A 15,776-nucleotide genomic window follows, 5' to 3' on the forward strand; every position below is an offset into this window, starting at 1 on the left:
CGTTTCCCTTGGCTGGCTAGTAGCCCTGGATGCCGACGATCGGGATCCATACCCCGAAGAGCCAGATTCCCCAGCCGTGGAAGCCGTCATCCCACACCGGGGTGGCGGTGTAGCCCCAATAGTTGATCGGGTGCGGATCCACCCACGGCGGCGGGCCGGACCATTGCGCCGGTGGCGGTGGCCCCCAGAATCCCCACGGCGGCAGATCGCCGTCACGCCACCATTTGCCGGGACGGCCCCGCCACCAATCGGCGCTGCCGACCGTCCAGTCTCTGTCGCCGTTGTTCCAATTCCGGTTCTCACCGCGATTGCGACCCGGCCCGGGCCAGCAGTCGTTGTCGTGACCGCATTGACCCGGCTTGGCCGGCATCGGCCCCACCGGTGCGGCAGCCGCCACCGCGGCTCCCGCGCCCAGGGCACCGGCAGACAGCGCGCTGGTCAAAGTCACCGCTGCCAATACCTTCTTCACCCTCATCTATCACTCCTATTGCGACCGGCGAACTTCGAATCGCCCCGACCGGTCCGAAGCTGGCACCTTTGTTGTCAAGCTCTTCGACGGCCGCACCGAAAATCGGCCGCTGTGCCGAAGAGACGGGCGCCTCACCGCGCCATTGCCGTGAGACGGACCCACGACCCCCTAACGCATTCATCGGCCAACGCCATCCGGCCGTTACCGCAGAATTCGTTATCGCCGGAATAGCGCCTGCCACCCAGGCGTTTCGCGTGAGTGGCGGTTGAGCTGGCATAATCGACCGTCGACACCTCGGTTCCGGTTCACGTCTGACAACTCACGTCTGACCAGGCGACCCGGGTCCACGATCGAAGAGGACACCATGAAATCGGGTATTCACCCAGACTACGTCGAGACCACTGTGCACTGTGGCTGCGGCAACACGTTCACCACGCGCAGCACCAAGAAGAGCGGACAGATCGTCGTCGAGGTCTGCTCCCAGTGCCACCCGTTCTACACCGGCAAGCAGAAGATCCTCGACAGCGGCGGCCGGGTGGCGCGGTTCGAGAAGCGTTACGGCAAGCGCAAGAACGCCTCGACGCAATCGGCCGACGCCGACAAATAGCTGTTCGTCCGACGCCCGATCTGTCGCCCATGAGCGCGGAACGGGCGTCGGCTCGCGTTCGGGCGAAGTTCAGAACCGGTCAGGGAGGTGACACAGGTGGCGCAGACCAGCGCTGACACCGGCGCGCCCGCGATCGACGCGTTGCTGGCCGAGCATGCCGAACTCGAGCGTCGCCTTTCCGATCCTGAACTGCACGCCGACCCCGGTGCCGCCCGCAAGGCCGGACGCCGGTTCGCGCAGTTGGCGCCGATCGTTGCGACGTACCGCAAGCTGACCGCCGCGCGCGGCGACCTCGAAGCTGCGCGCGAGCTGGCCGCCGACGACGAGTCGTTCGCCGACGAGGTGGTGCAACTGCAAGCACAGGTCGACGAACTCGACACCCAGCTGACCGACATGCTGGCCCCGCGCGATCCGCACGACCCCGACGACATTCTGCTCGAGGTCAAATCCGGTGAGGGCGGCGAAGAGTCTGCTCTGTTCGCCGCAGACCTCGCCCGCATGTACATCCGCTACGCCGAGCGCCGCGGCTGGACCGTGACGGTCCTCGACCAGACGACGTCTGACCTCGGCGGCTACAAGGACGCGACGCTGGCCATTTCCAGCAAGGGTGATTCACCTGACGGAGTCTGGTCGCGGCTGAAGTTCGAGGGTGGCGTGCACCGTGTGCAACGGGTGCCGGTCACCGAATCCCAGGGCCGCGTGCACACCTCGGCCGCAGGGGTGCTGGTCTACCCGGAGCCCGAGGAAGTCGGCCAGGTGCAGATCGACGAGTCCGACCTGCGCATCGACGTCTACCGGTCCTCGGGCAAAGGCGGCCAGGGCGTCAACACCACCGACTCGGCCGTGCGGATCACCCATCTGCCCACCGGCATCGTCGTCACCTGCCAGAACGAGCGCTCCCAGTTGCAGAACAAGACCCGCGCGCTGCAGGTGCTGGCCGCCCGGCTGCAGGCGCTGGCCGAAGAGCAGGCGCTGGCCGACGCCTCCGCCGACCGGGCCAGCCAGATCCGCACGGTGGACCGAAGCGAGCGGATCCGCACCTACAACTTCCCGGAGAACCGGATCACCGATCACCGCATCGGGTACAAGGCGCACAACCTCGACCAGGTTCTCGACGGCGACCTCGACGCGCTGTTCGACGCACTTGCCGCCGCCGACAAGCAGTCCCGCTTACAACAGGCATGATGGCGGCGATGAGTCGCGTGCACGAAGAGCGGAAGGCGCGGCTGCGACAGGCGATCGACGAGGCCACTCGCACGCTCACCGAGGCTGGAGTGGCCTGCGCCCGCGTCGAGGCCGAGGAACTTGCGGCCCACCTCGCGCACACAACGCGCGGCCGGTTGCCGCTGCTCGACACGGTCGCCGACGGGTTTTTCGAGTGCTACCGCAAAGTCGTCACTGCTCGCGCCCAGCGAATTCCGTTGCAGCACATCACCGGAACGGCGTCGTTCGGACCGCTGACGCTGACCGTCGGTCCCGGCGTGTTCATCCCGCGGCCCGAAACCGAAGCGCTCCTGGAATGGGCGACGGTGCAACGGTTTTCGGACGCGAGCCCGGTGATCGTCGACTTGTGCACCGGCTCCGGGGCGCTTGCCGCAGCGCTCGCCCGGCACAGTCCGTCCGCCCGGGTGATCGGCGTCGACATCTCAGTCGACGCCCTTGGCTACGCGCGCCGCAACACGAGGGGGACGTCGGTCGAACTGCGTCGCGGCGACGTGCGCGATCCGCTGCTCTTCGACGACCTCGACGGCCGCGTCGACCTGCTCGTCGCGAACCCACCGTATCTGCCCGACGGCGTTGCGCTGGAACCCGAAGTGGCCGAACATGATCCGCCGCAGGCGCTGTTCGGCGGACCGGACGGTCTGTCGATCATCGAGGCCATTGTGGTGCTGGCCGGCCGATGGCTGCGCGAAGGCGCGCCGTTTGCGGTCGAGCACGACGATGCCGCGTCGGCGGCCGTCGTCGCAATGCTGGAGCGCACCAACATGTTCGACGAGGTGACGCCTCGTCGCGACTTCGGCGGAAGACCGCGGTTCGTCACCGCGCGCAGGAAGGCCGCGTCATGAGTCAGACGTTCGACTGCGCCGACGAGACGCAGCGCGCCAACGGTCTAGCCGCCGCCGCCAACGCGGTCAAGAGCGGTCGCCTGGTGGTGCTGCCCACCGACACGGTGTACGGCGTCGGCGCCGATGCGTTCGACCCCGGCGCGGTCGCAGCGTTGTTGGCGGCGAAGGGCCGCGGCCGCGACATGCCGGTGCCGGTGCTGGTTGGTTCCTGGCAGACCATCGACGGTTTGGCGTTCGCTGTACCCGATGCCGCGCGGGAGCTGATTCATGCGTTCTGGCCGGGCGCGCTGAGCATCGTCGTACAACAGGCGCCCTCGCTGCACTGGGATCTCGGCGAAGCCCGTGGCACCGTGATGGTTCGCATGCCGCTGCACCCGGTCGCGATCGAGCTGCTGCGCGACGTCGGCCCGATGGCGGTGTCGAGCGCGAACATCTCCGGCCGGCCACCGGCGGTCACCGCTGAGGAAGCGCGGTCGCAACTAGGCGATTCGATCGAGGTGTATCTCGACGCGGGCCCCGCGGTGCAGCAGGCGGCGTCGACGATCGTCGACCTCACCGGACCGACTCCGCGCATCCTGCGCGAAGGGCCGGTGCGAGCGGACGAGATCGCCGACGTCTTGGGCATCGACGCCACGACCCTTCAGAGGTGAGTCGGGCGGCGCGCTAGCGGATTGGTCTCAGCTTGGTGCAGTACGGTTTTCCGGTGATCACGGCAGCCGGCACCGTGCTCGCCCTCGCGGAGCGAGGCGCGGGTGTTCCGTTGCGGGAGCTGGCTCTTGTCGGACTGACCGCAGCGATCATCACGTATTTCTGCACCGACGGCGTCCGCATGCTGGCTACCCGGCTCGGTGCCGTTGCCTACCCGCGCGAACGTGACGTCCACGTGCAGCCGACGCCGCGCATGGGCGGCCTGGCCATGTACATCGGCGTGCTGGCCGCCGTCCTGCTGGCTTCCCAGCTGCCTGCGCTTACCCGCGGGTTCGTGTACTCGTCGGGAATGCCGGCCGTCCTCGTCGCCGGCGGGATCATCATGGGCATCGGGTTGATCGACGACCGGTGGGGACTGGACGCGCTGACCAAGTTCGCCGGCCAAATAACCGCTGCCAGTGTGCTTGTCACGATGGGCGTGGCATGGAGCGTGCTCTACATCCCACTCGGGGGAGTCGGCACGATTGTGCTGGACCAGGTGTCGTCGATCCTTTTGACGCTGGCGCTCACGGTCGCGATCGTCAACGCAATGAACTTCGTGGACGGGCTCGACGGACTGGCTGCCGGCCTCGGGCTCATCACGGCATTGGCCATCTGCGTCTTCTCTGTGGGATTGCTGCGCGACCACGGCGGCGACGTGTTGTTCTACCCTCCCGCGGTGATTTCGGTGGTGCTCGCCGGCGCATGCCTGGGGTTCTTGCCGCACAACTTCCACCGCGCGCGCATCTTCATGGGTGACTCCGGGTCGATGCTGATCGGGCTGATGCTGGCCGCCGCGTCCACCACGGCCGCGGGCCCGATTTCGCAGAATGCCTACGGGGCCCGCGACGTGTTCGCTCTGATGTCGCCGTTTCTGCTCGTGGTCGCGGTGATGTTCGTGCCGATGCTCGACCTGCTCCTGGCGATCGTGCGACGCACCCGCGCCGGCCGCAGCGCGTTCAGTCCGGACAAGATGCACTTGCACCACCGTCTGCTGCAGATCGGCCACTCGCACCGGCGGGTCGTGCTACTGATCTACCTGTGGGTGGGGATCGTCGCGTTCGGCGCCGCGAGCACGATTTTCTTCGACCCGCGCTACACCGGCGGAGTCATGTTGGCGGCCATCGTCGTTGCGATCGTGGTGACGGTGATACCGCTTCTGCGGCGCGGCGACGAGCTGTACGACGACGAGTAGTAGGGGGCCCTTTTGGGCTTCCTACCATGTGGTACGGTGCTGGTAGAACCCGGAAGTACCACCGCGGGTTGCCGGCCCCCCGGGCCGTCGGAGTGGACTTCGATGACCCGAGAACGACCGACATAGGGAGAAGCCCCTTGGGTGATTCCAGCGCGCCCGTCGCCCTCCGATACGCTCGGCGGGTCCACTGGGAATCGTCCAGGCATCTGTCAGACACGCGGGATTGAGGTAGCAAGTGACGACGCCAGCGCAGAACGCGCCGTTGGTGTTTCCCTCCGTTGCGTTCCGCCCGCTCCGGCTGCTGGTGATCTGCCTTGCGCTGACCGCCGTGGCGGTGGCCGCGGCCGCATCGCTGGGTCACGCGTCGTTCGGAGTGTTCTTCGGGATCGGCCTCGCTCTCGGTTTGCTCAACGCCGTGCTGGTGCAGCGGTCGGTCGAGTCCATCACCGCCGAAGCTCATCCGCTCAAGCGCAAGATGGCGCTCAATTCCGCCACCCGGCTCCTGGTCATCACGGTCATCGGTCTGGTCATCGCATTCGTGTTCCGGCCCGCCGGCCTGGGTGTGGTGTTCGGGCTCGCCCTGTTCCAGGTGCTGCTGGTTTTGACGACGGCGTTGCCGGTCATGAAGGCACTTCGTAAAGAGGGCTCGCAAGCCGCAGGTGAAGGGAGGGAGACGACGTCATGACCGAGGCCATCCTCGCCGAGGGTTCGATCGAAGTCGGTCACCATGAGACCGCCAAATGGTTCGGCCTGACCGTCAACACCGACACCATCTTGGCCACCGCAGTGGCTGCGGTCATTGTTCTTGCGCTGGCGTTCTACTTGCGCGCCAAGGTCACGTCGTCCGGCGTGCCGAACGGGGTTCAGCTGTTCTTCGAAGCCATCACCGTTCAGATGCGCAACCAGATCGAGACCACGATCGGTCTGCGCATCGCCCCGTTCGTGCTGCCGCTCGCAGTGACGCTGTTCGTTTTCATCCTGGTCGCGAACTGGCTTTCGGTGCTGCCGGTTCAGTACTCCAAGGACGGCAAGCCGCACGAACTGCTCGCTCCGCCCGCCTCGGACATCAACTTCGTGTTGGCTCTGGCGCTGTTCGTGTTCATCTGTTACCACGCCGCCGGCATCTGGCGGCGCGGCATCCTCGGACACCCGGCCCGGCTGCTCAAGGGCCACGTCGTCTTCCTGGCTCCGATCAACCTCGTCGAGGAGCTCGCCAAGCCAATCTCGTTGTCGCTGCGACTTTTTGGCAACATCTTCGCGGGCGGCATCCTGGTCGCGCTGATCGCCTTGTTCCCGCCCTACATCATGTGGGCACCGAACGCGATCTGGAAGAGTTTCGACTTGTTCGTCGGCGCCATTCAGGCGTTCATCTTCGCGCTGCTGACCATCCTGTACTTCAGCCAATCCATGGAACTCGAGGACGAGCACCATGACTAGGCGCCCGAACTTGTCCGGCAAGTCCTGGTGGAAGCGCCACCAGCTAATTAGGAGGATATGAATGGCTGCTCTAGATCCCACAGTCGCCGCCGGCGCTCTCATCGGCGGTGGATTGATCATGGCCGGCGGCGCAATCGGCGCCGGTATCGGTGACGGCGTCGCCGGTAACGCACTGATCTCCGGCATCGCGCGGCAACCAGAGGCGCAGGGCCGGCTTTTCACACCGTTTTTCATCACGGTGGGCCTGGTCGAGGCGGCCTACTTCATCAACCTGGCGTTCATGGCCTTGTTCGTGTTCGCCACCCCGGTCAAGTAGTCCCCCGAAATGCGCGAGGGGACCATGACGTTGCTTGCGGCTGAGGAAGGCGGTCAGCAGAACTTCCTCGTACCGAACGGCACGTTTTTCGTCGTGCTGATCATCTTCTTGATCGTGCTCGGCGTCATCGGCACATTCGTCGTCCCGCCCATCATGCGGGTGCTGCACGAACGCGATGAGATGGTCACCCGAACCATGCGGGACAACCGCGAAGCGGACAAGCAGTTCGCCGCCGCCGACGACGACTACCGGGCCGCCATGGCGCAGGCCCGCCGGGAGGCGTCGGGAATCCGCGATGAGGCACGTGCAGAAGGCCGCAGGATCCTCGAAGACATGAAGGCGCGCGTCTCCGAAGAGTCGGCATCGGCGCTGCAGAAGGCCAGCGAGGAACTCAAGGCGCAAGCCGACGCGATCTCCGCCGACCTGAGCTCCTCGATGGAGAGTCTCGCGGCGACGTTGGCCAGTCGCGTGCTGGGGGTCGACGTCGGTACCGAAGCATCCGCGAAGGCCAGGCGGTAGACATGTCGACCTTCATCGGGCAGCTGATCGGCTTCGCAGTCATCGCATTTCTGTTGTGGCGCTACGTCATTCCACCGGTGCGCCGGCTCATGACCGACCGCCAGGAGGCAGTGCGCAAGCAACTGGAAGACAGTGCCGCCGCCGAAAAGCGCCTCCAGGAAGCCAAGCAGGCGCATGACAGGGCTTTGCAGGAGGCCGAAGAAGAAGCCAAGCGGGTGATCGAAGAAGCCCGCGCGGACGCGAAGAGCATCGCCGAACAGCTGCGGGCACAAGCCGACGCCGAGGTGGAGCGCGTCAAAGTGCAAGGCCAGCAACACGTTCAGCTGCTGCGGGCTCAGTTCATCCGGCAGTTGCGCCAAGATCTCGGCGCCGAGGCCGTTGCGAGGGCCGACGAACTCGTGCGCGAGCACGTTTCCGATGCGGACGCCAGGTCGGCCACCGTCGACCGCTTCCTGGACGAGCTGGACGCGATGGCGCCGTCGAGCATCAGCATCGACGACCCGGCGACGGCCAAGCTGCGCTCCGGCAGCCGTGAAGCGCTCAACTCCTTGCTCGAGCGTTTCGACGAGGTGACCGGCGACTTGGACGAGTCGCAGTTGTCAGACTTGGCCGGCGATTTGGCCGCGGTGACAAAGCTTTTGAACCGCGAGGCGATCCTCACCAGGCATCTGGCCGACCCGTCGAGTGATGCTGAACCCAAAGTGCGGCTGCTGGAGTCGGTGCTGCGAGGCAAGGTCAGCGACTCCGCGCTGCAGATCCTCGGCGCGGCAGTCTCAGGACGTTGGTCCTCGGATGCCAATTTGGTGGACGGAGTCGAGCACGTCGCACGGCTGGCCCTTCTGGTCAGCGCCGAGCGCGGCGGCCACGCCGACGAGGTCGAAGAGCAACTCTTCTGGTTCGGCCGAATCCTCGACGCCGAGCCGCAATTGGAAACCCTGCTCAGCGATTACACCCGCCCCGCCGACGGGCGAGTCCGGCTGCTCAAAGACGTGCTCGGCCGTGGCCGTGACGTGAACCCCACCACCGCGGCCCTGTTGGAGCAGACGGTCGACCTACTGCGCGGCGGCCGCGCCGACGTAGCCGTTGCGATGTTGGCGCAGATGGCGGTTGCCCGACATGACGAAGTCGTGGCGCGTGTCAAGGCCGCCGCCGAACTCAGCGACGCCCAGCGTGAGCGCCTGACACAGGTGCTCAGCCGTATTTACGGGCGTCCTGTCTCCGTGCAGCTGGAGGTCGACCCGCAGCTGCTCGGCGGTTTGGCGGTGTCCATCGGCAACGAGGTGATCGACGGGACGTTGGCGTCGCGGCTCGCCGCAGCTCGCAATCGACTGCCGGACTGATTTCGAATGACAGCAACAGACATACGGACACAAAGACGACAAGCCACCACGAGCGCTTGCGCGAAGAGGAGAACCTGATGGCAGAGTTGACGATTTCGCCCGACGACATCCAGGGTGCAATCGAGGAGTACGTCTCCAGCTTCACCGCGGAAACGGCGCGCGAGGAGGTCGGCACGGTCATCGACGCCGGCGACGGCATCGCGCACGTCGAGGGTCTGCCGTCGGTGATGACGCAAGAGCTGCTCGAGTTCGAGGGCGGTGTCCTCGGGGTTGCGTTGAATCTCGACGAGCATGAGATCGGCGCGGTCATCCTCGGCGACTTCGAGAAGATCCAACAGGGTCAGCAGGTCAAGCGCACCGGTGAGGTGCTGTCTGTCCCGGTCGGAGACGCCTTCCTGGGCCGGGTGATCAACCCGCTCGGCCAGCCGATCGACGGCCGCGGCGACATCGAGTCCGACGAGCGCCGGGCTTTGGAGCTGCAGGCCCCGTCGGTCGTGCAGCGCCAGAGCGTGAAGGAGCCGCTGCAGACGGGCATCAAGGCCATCGACTCGATGACCCCGATCGGCCGCGGCCAGCGCCAGCTGATCATCGGCGACCGCAAGACCGGTAAGACCGCGATCTGCGTCGACACCATCCTCAACCAGCGCCAGAACTGGGAGACCGGTGACGAGAAGCAACAGGTCCGTTGCGTCTATGTCGCGATCGGCCAGAAGGGCACCACGATCGCCAGCGTCCATAATGCGCTCGAAGAGGGCGGCGCAATGGACTACACGACCATCGTCGCGGCGCCGGCATCCGAGTCGGCGGGCTTCAAATGGCTTGCGCCGTATACCGGTTCGGCAATCGGCCAGCATTGGATGTACCAGGGCAAGCATGTGCTGATCGTGTTCGACGACCTGTCCAAGCAGGCCGAGGCCTATCGCGCGATCTCGCTGCTGTTGCGCCGTCCGCCGGGGCGCGAAGCTTATCCCGGTGACGTGTTCTATCTGCATTCTCGGCTGCTGGAGCGGTGCGCGAAGCTCTCCGACGAGATGGGTGGCGGGTCGCTGACGGGCCTGCCGATCATCGAGACCAAGGCCAACGACATCTCGGCCTACATCCCCACCAACGTCATCTCGATCACCGACGGCCAGTGCTTCCTGGAGAGCGACCTGTTCAACCAGGGTGTGCGCCCGGCTATCAACGTCGGCGTCTCGGTGTCGCGTGTCGGTGGTGCCGCGCAGATCAAGGCGATGAAGGATGTCGCCGGCTCGTTGCGGCTGGATCTGTCGCAGTACCGCGAGCTGGAGTCCTTCGCGGCGTTCGCGTCGGACCTGGACGAGAACACCAAAAAGCAGCTCGACCGCGGTGAGCGACTGGTGGAACTGCTCAAGCAGCCGCAGCATCATCCGATGCCGGTGGAAGAGCAGGTGGTCGCGATCTTCCTTGGGACACAAGGACATCTGGATTCTGTGCCGGTGGCCGACGTCGGCCGCTTCGAGACCGAGTTCCTCGACCATCTGCGCGGCGATCAAGACGGGGTCCTCAAGGAGATTCGCGAATCGAAGGCGATGTCCGACGACATCAGCAAGAAGCTCGAAGAAGCCGTCAACCAATTCAAGAAGGGCTTCTCGACGTCGGATGGCAGTTCGATCGTGCCCGACGAACACGTCGAAGCGATGGACGAGTCCGAGGAACAAAAGGAAACGGTGAAGGTGCGCAAGCCGGCTCCGCCGCAGAAGAAGAGCTAGGGACACATGGCTGCCACACTTCGCGAACTTCGCGGTCGGATTCGCTCCGCCGGGTCGATCAAAAAGATCACCAAGGCTCAGGAGATGATCGCGACGTCGCGCATCGCCAAAGCGCAGGCGCGCGTCGAGGCGGCCCGGCCGTACAACGCCGAGATCACCACCATGCTGACGAACCTCGCCGACGAATCGGCATTGGATCATCCTCTGCTGGTGGAGCGGGAGAATCCGCGGCGCGCAGGCGTATTGGTGGTGTCCTCGGACCGCGGTCTCTGCGGCGCATACAACGCCAACGTCTTTCGGCGATCAGAGGAGCTGTTCGCGCTTCTCCGAGAGGAGGGCAAGACCCCGGTTCTCTATGTCGTCGGCCGGAAGGCGTTGAGCTACTACAGTTTCCGCAACTGGGATATCAAGGAGTCGTGGACCGGTTTCTCGGAGAAGCCGGACTACGAGAACGCCAAGGAAATCGCGTCGACGTTGGTCGACGCGTTCAACGCCGGGGCCGACGACGAGGGCGACGAACCGGGACCCGACAACGTCCTCGGTGTCGACGAATTGCACCTCGTCTTCACCGAATTCAAGACCATGATGTCGCAGGAGGCGGTCGCTTACCGCATCGCCCCGATGGTCGTGGAGTACACAGAGGAAGAATCGGGCCCGCGGACACTGTTCTCGTTCGAGCCTGACGCCGAGACGTTGTTCGACGCGCTGTTGCCGCGCTACGTCACCACTCGGATTTTCGCGGCCCTCTTGGAGTCGGCGGCTTCGGAGTCGGCGTCGCGGCGGCGCGCGATGAAGTCGGCCAGCGACAACGCCGACGACCTCATCAGGGACCTGACATTGCAGGCCAACCGCGAACGGCAAGCACAGATCACCCAGGAAATCAGCGAAATCGTAGGCGGCGCAAACGCTTTGGCGGATGCCGCGCAATAGGACCCATTAGGAAAGCGGAGAACCCATGACTGCAACCGCAGAGCGCGACACAGAAAAGAAGGACAAGAAGGACACCAACGGCCGGGTGGTGCGGGTAGCCGGGCCGGTGGTGGACGTCGAGTTTCCGCGCGGCGCCGTGCCGGAGTTGTTCAACGCGCTGCACGCCGAGATCACCTTCGAGGATCTGGCGAAGAAGCTGACGCTGGAGGTGGAACAGCACCTCGGCGACAACCTGGTCCGCTGCATTTCCCTACAGCCCACCGACGGACTGGTCCGAGGGGTGGAAGTCGTCAACACCGGCGCCTCGATCTCGGTGCCGGTGGGTGACGGCACCAAGGGCCACGTCTGGAATGCCTTGGGCGACTGCCTCGACGACACGGAGTACGGCAAGGACCTGGACCGCTGGCCCATCCACCGCAAGCCGCCGAAGTTCGACGAACTCGAGCCCCGTACCGAGATGCTCGAAACGGGCCTGAAAGTCATCGACCTGCTCACGCCCTACGTCCGTGGCGGCAAGATCGCCCTGTTCGGCGGCGCCGGCGTCGGCAAGACGGTGCTGATCCAGGAGATGATCAACCGCATCGCGCGGAACTTCGGCGGCACATCGGTGTTCGCCGGCGTGGGCGAGCGCACGCGCGAAGGCAACGACCTGTGGGTCGAACTCGGTGAAGCCAATGTGCTCAAGGACACCGCGCTGGTGTTCGGGCAGATGGACGAACCGCCCGGCACTCGTATGCGCGTGGCGTTGTCGGCGCTGACCATGGCCGAGTACTTCCGCGACGAGCAGGAACAGGACGTGTTGTTGTTCATCGACAACATCTTCCGGTTCACGCAGGCCGGTTCGGAGGTCTCGACGCTGCTGGGCCGGATGCCGTCAGCGGTCGGTTACCAGCCGACATTGGCCGACGAGATGGGTGAGCTTCAAGAGCGCATCACCTCGACGCGTGGCCGCTCGATCACCTCGATGCAGGCGGTGTACGTGCCGGCCGACGACTACACGGACCCCGCGCCCGCCACCACGTTCGCGCACCTCGACGCCACCACGGAGCTCAGCCGCGACGTGTTCTCGAAGGGCATCTTCCCCGCGGTGGATCCGCTTGCGTCCAGCTCGACGATTCTCGACGCGAACATCGTCGGTGACGAGCACTATGCCGTGGCACAGGAAGTGATCCGAATCCTGCAGCGCTACAAGGATCTTCAGGACATCATCGCGATCCTCGGCATCGACGAGCTGTCCGAGGAAGACAAGCAGCTGGTGAACCGGGCACGCCGGATCGAGCGGTTCCTGTCGCAGAACATGATGGCTGCCGAGCAATTCACTGGCAAGCCCGGATCGACGGTTCCGCTCAAGGAGACCATCGATGCGTTCGACCGGCTGACCAAGGGCGAATTCGACCACCTGCCCGAGCAGGCGTTCTTCCTCATCGGTGGCCTCGAAGACCTCGAGCAGAAGGCGGAAAGCCTGGGCGTGAAGCTCGACGAGTCCAAGGACGACGGTGCGCCGACCAAGTCCGGCAAGGGCGAGGACGGAAGCGATTCCGGCAAGGACGATTCCGGCGACAAGGGCGACGGCGACAAGAATGACGAGTAGGCGCTGACATGGCCGACATGGATGTCAGTATCGTCGCGGTGGAACGCGAGATTTGGTCGGGGAAAGGCACTTTCGTGTTCACTCGGACCACGACCGGCGAGATCGGTATCATGCCGCGGCACATCCCATTGGTGGCCCAGCTCGTCGATGACGCGATGGTGCGCGTGGAGCGCGAGGGCGAGGACGATCTGCGCATCGCCGTCGACGGTGGCTTCATGTCCGTGACGGACGACGGCGTGATCATCTTGGCCGAGTCGGCGGAGTTCGACTCGGAGATCAATGCCGACCAAGCCCGAAGCGACGCAGATTCCGACGATCCGAGTGTTGCCGCGCGTGGGCGTGCGAGACTGCGGGCGCTCGGCGAAATCGACTAGGAGCCGCCGCCGGTGAGCGCGTCGATGGCAGTCATGGTCGCGCTCGTTGCGATGCTGTTGCTTGCCGTGCTCGCGCTGACGTATCGGCTGTGGAAGCTTCGCCAGGGCGGAACCGCCGCGATCCTGCGCGACATTCCCGCTGTGGGCGGGCACGGCTGGCGGCACGGCGTCATTCGGTACCGCGGCGGCGAGGCGGGCTTCTACCGGTTGTCCAGTCTGCGGTTGTGGCCGGACCGCCGGCTCAGTCGCCGTGGCATCGAGATCGTGTCGCGGCGGGCCCCCCGCGATGACGAATTCGACATCATGACCGCCGAGACCGCGGTGTTGGAGTTGCGCGACACCGCCCAGGATCGGCGGCGGGGTTACGAAGTGGCGCTCGATCGGGGCGCTCTCACCGCGTTCCTGTCGTGGCTCGAGTCGAGGCCTTCGCCGCGCGCACAACGACGGTCTGTCTGATCTATTGCGGCTCTTGGCCGCCCGGCCGCCACAACACATCCCCGTCGGGGTTGGCGATCCGGGACAGGATGAACAGGAGATCGGAGAGCCGGTTGAGGTATTTCGCCGGCAGGACGCTCATGGTGTCCGAATGTTGTTGTAGCGCAGCCCAAGCCGATCGCTCAGCGCGACGTGTGACCGTGCGTGCGACATGCAGGAGGGCAGACAGTGCCGAGCCGCCGGGAAGGATGAACGAATTGAGAGCCGGAAGCGACTCGTTGTAGTGGTCGCACCAGCTTTCGAGGCGCTGAATGTACGCCTCGGTGATCCGCAGCGGTGGGTACTTCGGGTCCTCTTCCACGGGCGTCGACAAGTCCGCCCCCGCATCGAACAGGTCGTTCTGTATCTGCCGCAACACCTGCGCGAGTTGTTCATCCGGCGAGCCCAATGCAATCGCTGCTCCGATCGCTGCGTTCGCTTCGTCGCAGTCCGCGTACGCCACCAGCCGCGGGTCGTTCTTACTCACCCGCGAGAAGTCGCTCAAGCCGGTGGTGCCGTCGTCACCGGTTCGCGTGTAGATCCGAGTGAGGTGAACTGCCATGGCCAAACCGTACCCGCCAGACGGACGTCAGATGTGTGCGCTCCTTGCGTCCACTCGGCTGGCGCGCTGTCTACACTAACCCGCGTGAGCGAGCGCTTTGTGGTGACCGGCGGCAACCGGTTATCGGGGGAAGTGGCCGTCACCGGCGCCAAAAACAGCGTGCTCAAGCTGATGGCCGCGGCCCTGTTGGCCGAGGGCACTAGCACGATCACCAACTGCCCCGACATCCTCGATGTCCCGCTGATGGCAGAGGTGCTGCGGGGCTTGGGCGCGACCGTGGAGCTCGACGGCTCGGTGGTTCGTGTGACCTCTCCCGACGAACCCAAGTACGACGCCGATTTCGCTGCGGTCCGCCAATTTCGCGCCTCGGTGTGCGTGTTGGGACCACTGGTCGGACGGTGCAAGAAAGCGCGAGTCGCGCTGCCGGGCGGGGATGCGATCGGCTCGCGGCCACTTGACATGCACCAAGCCGGATTACGGCAACTTGGGGCCAACTGCAACATCGAGCACGGCTGTGTGGTGGCCTCGGCTGAACACCTGCACGGGGCCGAGATCCAGCTCGAGTTCCCGTCCGTTGGCGCCACCGAGAACATCTTGATGGCGGCGGTGCTCGCCGAGGGCGTGACGACGATCCACAACGCGGCCCGTGAGCCGGACGTCGTCGACCTCTGCACGATGCTCAGCCAGATGGGCGCCGACATCAAAGGCGCCGGCACGTCGACGTTGACGATCACCGGTGTCGACCGCCTCTATCCCACCGAGCACCGCGTGATCGGTGATCGGATCGTGGCGGCCACTTGGGGGATCGCGGCGGCGATGACACGCGGCGACATCTCGGTCACCGGTGTCGATCCCGCACATCTACAACTGGTCTTGCACAAGCTGCACGCGGCCGGAGCCACAGTGACCCAGCATGACAACGGATTTCGCGTGGTGCAGTACGAGCGGCCGAAGGCCATCAACGTGGCGACACTGCCGTTCCCCGGGTTCCCCACCGATCTGCAGCCGTTGGCGATCGGCTTGGCGGCGATCGCGGACGGCACGTCGATGATCACCGAGAACGTCTTCGAGGCGCGCTTCCGGTTCGTGGAAGAGATGATCCGGCTCGGCGCCGACGCGCGCACGGATGGCCACCACGCGGTCGTGCGAGGCATCCCGCAACTGTCCAGTGCGCCGGTCTGGGCATCGGACATCCGCGCGGGCGCCGGGTTGGTGCTGGCCGGCCTGGTGGCCGACGGAGACACCGAGGTGCACGACGTGTTCCACATCGATCGCGGATATCCACTGTTCGTCGAGAACCTCAAGAGTCTCGGCGCCGAGATCGAGCGGGTCTCGTAACAGATACGAGTCGATGGTCGGGCGACTGTGCTCGGGCGGGTGAGCAGCGGTAGACTCGGGGAACGGCAGACCGTCGCGCGTTCAGCCAGCGGTTTGACCAACTCTGCGACACCGAGTACATTGGCAGGGTTGCCTGTTGAA

Annotated in this window: 18 protein-coding genes; 16 read left to right on the forward strand and 2 right to left on the reverse strand. The window is 65.3% G+C overall.

Features of this window, described 5'->3' with window-relative positions:
• Positions 1 to 16: 16 nt before the first annotated feature.
• Positions 17 to 475, reverse strand: coding sequence for a hypothetical protein (locus AC5Y39_RS20995; RefSeq protein ID WP_500021606.1), 459 nt, complete (start codon positions 473 to 475; stop codon positions 17 to 19).
• Between the two features lie 358 nt (positions 476 to 833).
• Here AC5Y39_RS20995 and rpmE point away from each other — a divergent pair, with 358 nt between their 5' ends.
• The 15 genes from rpmE to AC5Y39_RS21070 all read left to right on the forward strand — a co-directional run bounded on the left by rpmE (position 834) and on the right by AC5Y39_RS21070 (position 13,717).
• The gene (gene rpmE, locus AC5Y39_RS21000; protein ID WP_500021608.1) at positions 834 to 1,076 is read left to right on the forward strand and encodes a 50S ribosomal protein L31; all 243 of its coding nucleotides are present in this window, start codon (positions 834 to 836) and stop codon (positions 1,074 to 1,076) included.
• Between the two features lie 132 nt (positions 1,077 to 1,208).
• Positions 1,209 to 2,261, forward strand: a complete 1,053-nt coding sequence (gene prfA, locus AC5Y39_RS21005) for a peptide chain release factor 1 (protein WP_500021638.1) — start codon at positions 1,209 to 1,211, stop codon at positions 2,259 to 2,261.
• Positions 2,261 to 3,142 (forward strand): peptide chain release factor N(5)-glutamine methyltransferase, encoded by an 882-nt coding sequence (prmC, locus tag AC5Y39_RS21010; RefSeq protein ID WP_500021610.1) that lies wholly within the window; start codon positions 2,261 to 2,263, stop codon positions 3,140 to 3,142. Before prfA ends, prmC begins: the two co-directional genes overlap by 1 nt.
• Positions 3,139 to 3,792, forward strand: a complete 654-nt coding sequence (locus AC5Y39_RS21015) for an L-threonylcarbamoyladenylate synthase (protein WP_500021612.1) — start codon at positions 3,139 to 3,141, stop codon at positions 3,790 to 3,792. The genes prmC and AC5Y39_RS21015 overlap by 4 nt, the downstream gene beginning before the upstream one ends.
• Positions 3,793 to 3,824: 32 nt before the next feature.
• Positions 3,825 to 5,024 carry a glycosyltransferase family 4 protein gene (locus tag AC5Y39_RS21020; RefSeq protein WP_500021614.1) on the forward strand — a complete coding sequence of 400 codons (1,200 nt, stop codon included), beginning with the start codon at positions 3,825 to 3,827 and terminating at the stop codon, positions 5,022 to 5,024.
• A gap of 235 nt (positions 5,025 to 5,259) precedes the next feature.
• Positions 5,260 to 5,709: an ATP synthase subunit I gene (locus AC5Y39_RS21025; RefSeq protein WP_500021616.1), complete on the forward strand. Its 450-nt coding sequence runs from the start codon at positions 5,260 to 5,262 to the stop codon at positions 5,707 to 5,709.
• Complete coding sequence (atpB, locus tag AC5Y39_RS21030; RefSeq protein WP_500021618.1) at positions 5,706 to 6,461, forward strand: F0F1 ATP synthase subunit A; 756 nt, start codon at positions 5,706 to 5,708, stop codon at positions 6,459 to 6,461. The genes AC5Y39_RS21025 and atpB overlap by 4 nt, the downstream gene beginning before the upstream one ends.
• 61 nt (positions 6,462 to 6,522) lie before the next feature.
• Positions 6,523 to 6,777, forward strand: a complete 255-nt coding sequence (locus tag AC5Y39_RS21035; RefSeq protein WP_499912564.1) for a F0F1 ATP synthase subunit C — start codon at positions 6,523 to 6,525, stop codon at positions 6,775 to 6,777.
• Positions 6,778 to 6,786: 9 nt separating this feature from the next.
• On the forward strand, positions 6,787 to 7,296 hold the full coding sequence (locus AC5Y39_RS21040; protein WP_500021620.1) for a F0F1 ATP synthase subunit B: 510 nt from the start codon (positions 6,787 to 6,789) through the stop codon (positions 7,294 to 7,296).
• Positions 7,297 to 7,298: 2 nt separating this feature from the next.
• Complete coding sequence (locus AC5Y39_RS21045) at positions 7,299 to 8,636, forward strand: F0F1 ATP synthase subunit B/delta (RefSeq protein WP_500021622.1); 1,338 nt, start codon at positions 7,299 to 7,301, stop codon at positions 8,634 to 8,636.
• Positions 8,637 to 8,713: 77 nt separating this feature from the next.
• Entirely contained in the window at positions 8,714 to 10,366 is a 1,653-nt protein-coding gene (gene atpA, locus AC5Y39_RS21050; RefSeq protein WP_500021624.1) for a F0F1 ATP synthase subunit alpha, read from the forward strand.
• 6 nt (positions 10,367 to 10,372) lie between these two features.
• Positions 10,373 to 11,296: a F0F1 ATP synthase subunit gamma gene (locus AC5Y39_RS21055; RefSeq protein ID WP_499912556.1), complete on the forward strand. Its 924-nt coding sequence runs from the start codon at positions 10,373 to 10,375 to the stop codon at positions 11,294 to 11,296.
• A gap of 25 nt (positions 11,297 to 11,321) precedes the next feature.
• Positions 11,322 to 12,887, forward strand: coding sequence for a F0F1 ATP synthase subunit beta (gene atpD / locus AC5Y39_RS21060; RefSeq protein ID WP_500021626.1), 1,566 nt, complete (start codon positions 11,322 to 11,324; stop codon positions 12,885 to 12,887).
• A gap of 8 nt (positions 12,888 to 12,895) precedes the next feature.
• Positions 12,896 to 13,261, forward strand: a complete 366-nt coding sequence (locus tag AC5Y39_RS21065) for a F0F1 ATP synthase subunit epsilon (RefSeq protein WP_499912551.1) — start codon at positions 12,896 to 12,898, stop codon at positions 13,259 to 13,261.
• Between the two features lie 12 nt (positions 13,262 to 13,273).
• On the forward strand, positions 13,274 to 13,717 hold the full coding sequence (locus AC5Y39_RS21070) for a DUF2550 domain-containing protein (RefSeq protein ID WP_500021628.1): 444 nt from the start codon (positions 13,274 to 13,276) through the stop codon (positions 13,715 to 13,717).
• 1 nt (position 13,718) lies between these two features.
• Here AC5Y39_RS21070 and AC5Y39_RS21075 read toward each other — a convergent pair whose 3' ends face one another.
• Positions 13,719 to 14,297 (reverse strand): cob(I)yrinic acid a,c-diamide adenosyltransferase, encoded by a 579-nt coding sequence (locus AC5Y39_RS21075; RefSeq protein WP_500021630.1) that lies wholly within the window; start codon positions 14,295 to 14,297, stop codon positions 13,719 to 13,721.
• A gap of 84 nt (positions 14,298 to 14,381) precedes the next feature.
• Here AC5Y39_RS21075 and murA point away from each other — a divergent pair, with 84 nt between their 5' ends.
• Positions 14,382 to 15,635 (forward strand): UDP-N-acetylglucosamine 1-carboxyvinyltransferase, encoded by a 1,254-nt coding sequence (murA, locus tag AC5Y39_RS21080; RefSeq protein ID WP_500021632.1) that lies wholly within the window; start codon positions 14,382 to 14,384, stop codon positions 15,633 to 15,635.
• The last annotated feature ends 141 nt before the right edge of the window (positions 15,636 to 15,776 follow it).

Source organism: Mycobacterium sp. NGS39, from assembly GCF_059812765.1.

What these genes read in the sequence shown, in the direction of transcription:
- AC5Y39_RS21040 (WP_500021620.1), top strand. Translation starts at nt 6,787, where the DNA reads ATGCGCGAGGGGACCATGACGTTGCTTGCGGCTGAGGAAGGCGGTCAG.
- rpmE (WP_500021608.1), top strand. Translation starts at nt 834, where the DNA reads ATGAAATCGGGTATTCACCCAGACTACGTCGAGACCACTGTGCACTGT.
- AC5Y39_RS21045 (WP_500021622.1), top strand. Translation starts at nt 7,299, where the DNA reads ATGTCGACCTTCATCGGGCAGCTGATCGGCTTCGCAGTCATCGCATTT.
- AC5Y39_RS21065 (WP_499912551.1), top strand. Translation starts at nt 12,896, where the DNA reads ATGGCCGACATGGATGTCAGTATCGTCGCGGTGGAACGCGAGATTTGG.
- AC5Y39_RS21035 (WP_499912564.1), top strand. Translation starts at nt 6,523, where the DNA reads ATGGCTGCTCTAGATCCCACAGTCGCCGCCGGCGCTCTCATCGGCGGT.
- atpA (WP_500021624.1), top strand. Translation starts at nt 8,714, where the DNA reads ATGGCAGAGTTGACGATTTCGCCCGACGACATCCAGGGTGCAATCGAG.
- atpD (WP_500021626.1), top strand. Translation starts at nt 11,322, where the DNA reads ATGACTGCAACCGCAGAGCGCGACACAGAAAAGAAGGACAAGAAGGAC.
- AC5Y39_RS21015 (WP_500021612.1), top strand. Translation starts at nt 3,139, where the DNA reads ATGAGTCAGACGTTCGACTGCGCCGACGAGACGCAGCGCGCCAACGGT.
- AC5Y39_RS21075 (WP_500021630.1), bottom strand. Translation starts at nt 14,297, where the DNA reads ATGGCAGTTCACCTCACTCGGATCTACACGCGAACCGGTGACGACGGC.
- prmC (WP_500021610.1), top strand. Translation starts at nt 2,261, where the DNA reads ATGGCGGCGATGAGTCGCGTGCACGAAGAGCGGAAGGCGCGGCTGCGA.
- AC5Y39_RS20995 (WP_500021606.1), bottom strand. Translation starts at nt 475, where the DNA reads ATGAGGGTGAAGAAGGTATTGGCAGCGGTGACTTTGACCAGCGCGCTG.
- atpB (WP_500021618.1), top strand. Translation starts at nt 5,706, where the DNA reads ATGACCGAGGCCATCCTCGCCGAGGGTTCGATCGAAGTCGGTCACCAT.
- AC5Y39_RS21055 (WP_499912556.1), top strand. Translation starts at nt 10,373, where the DNA reads ATGGCTGCCACACTTCGCGAACTTCGCGGTCGGATTCGCTCCGCCGGG.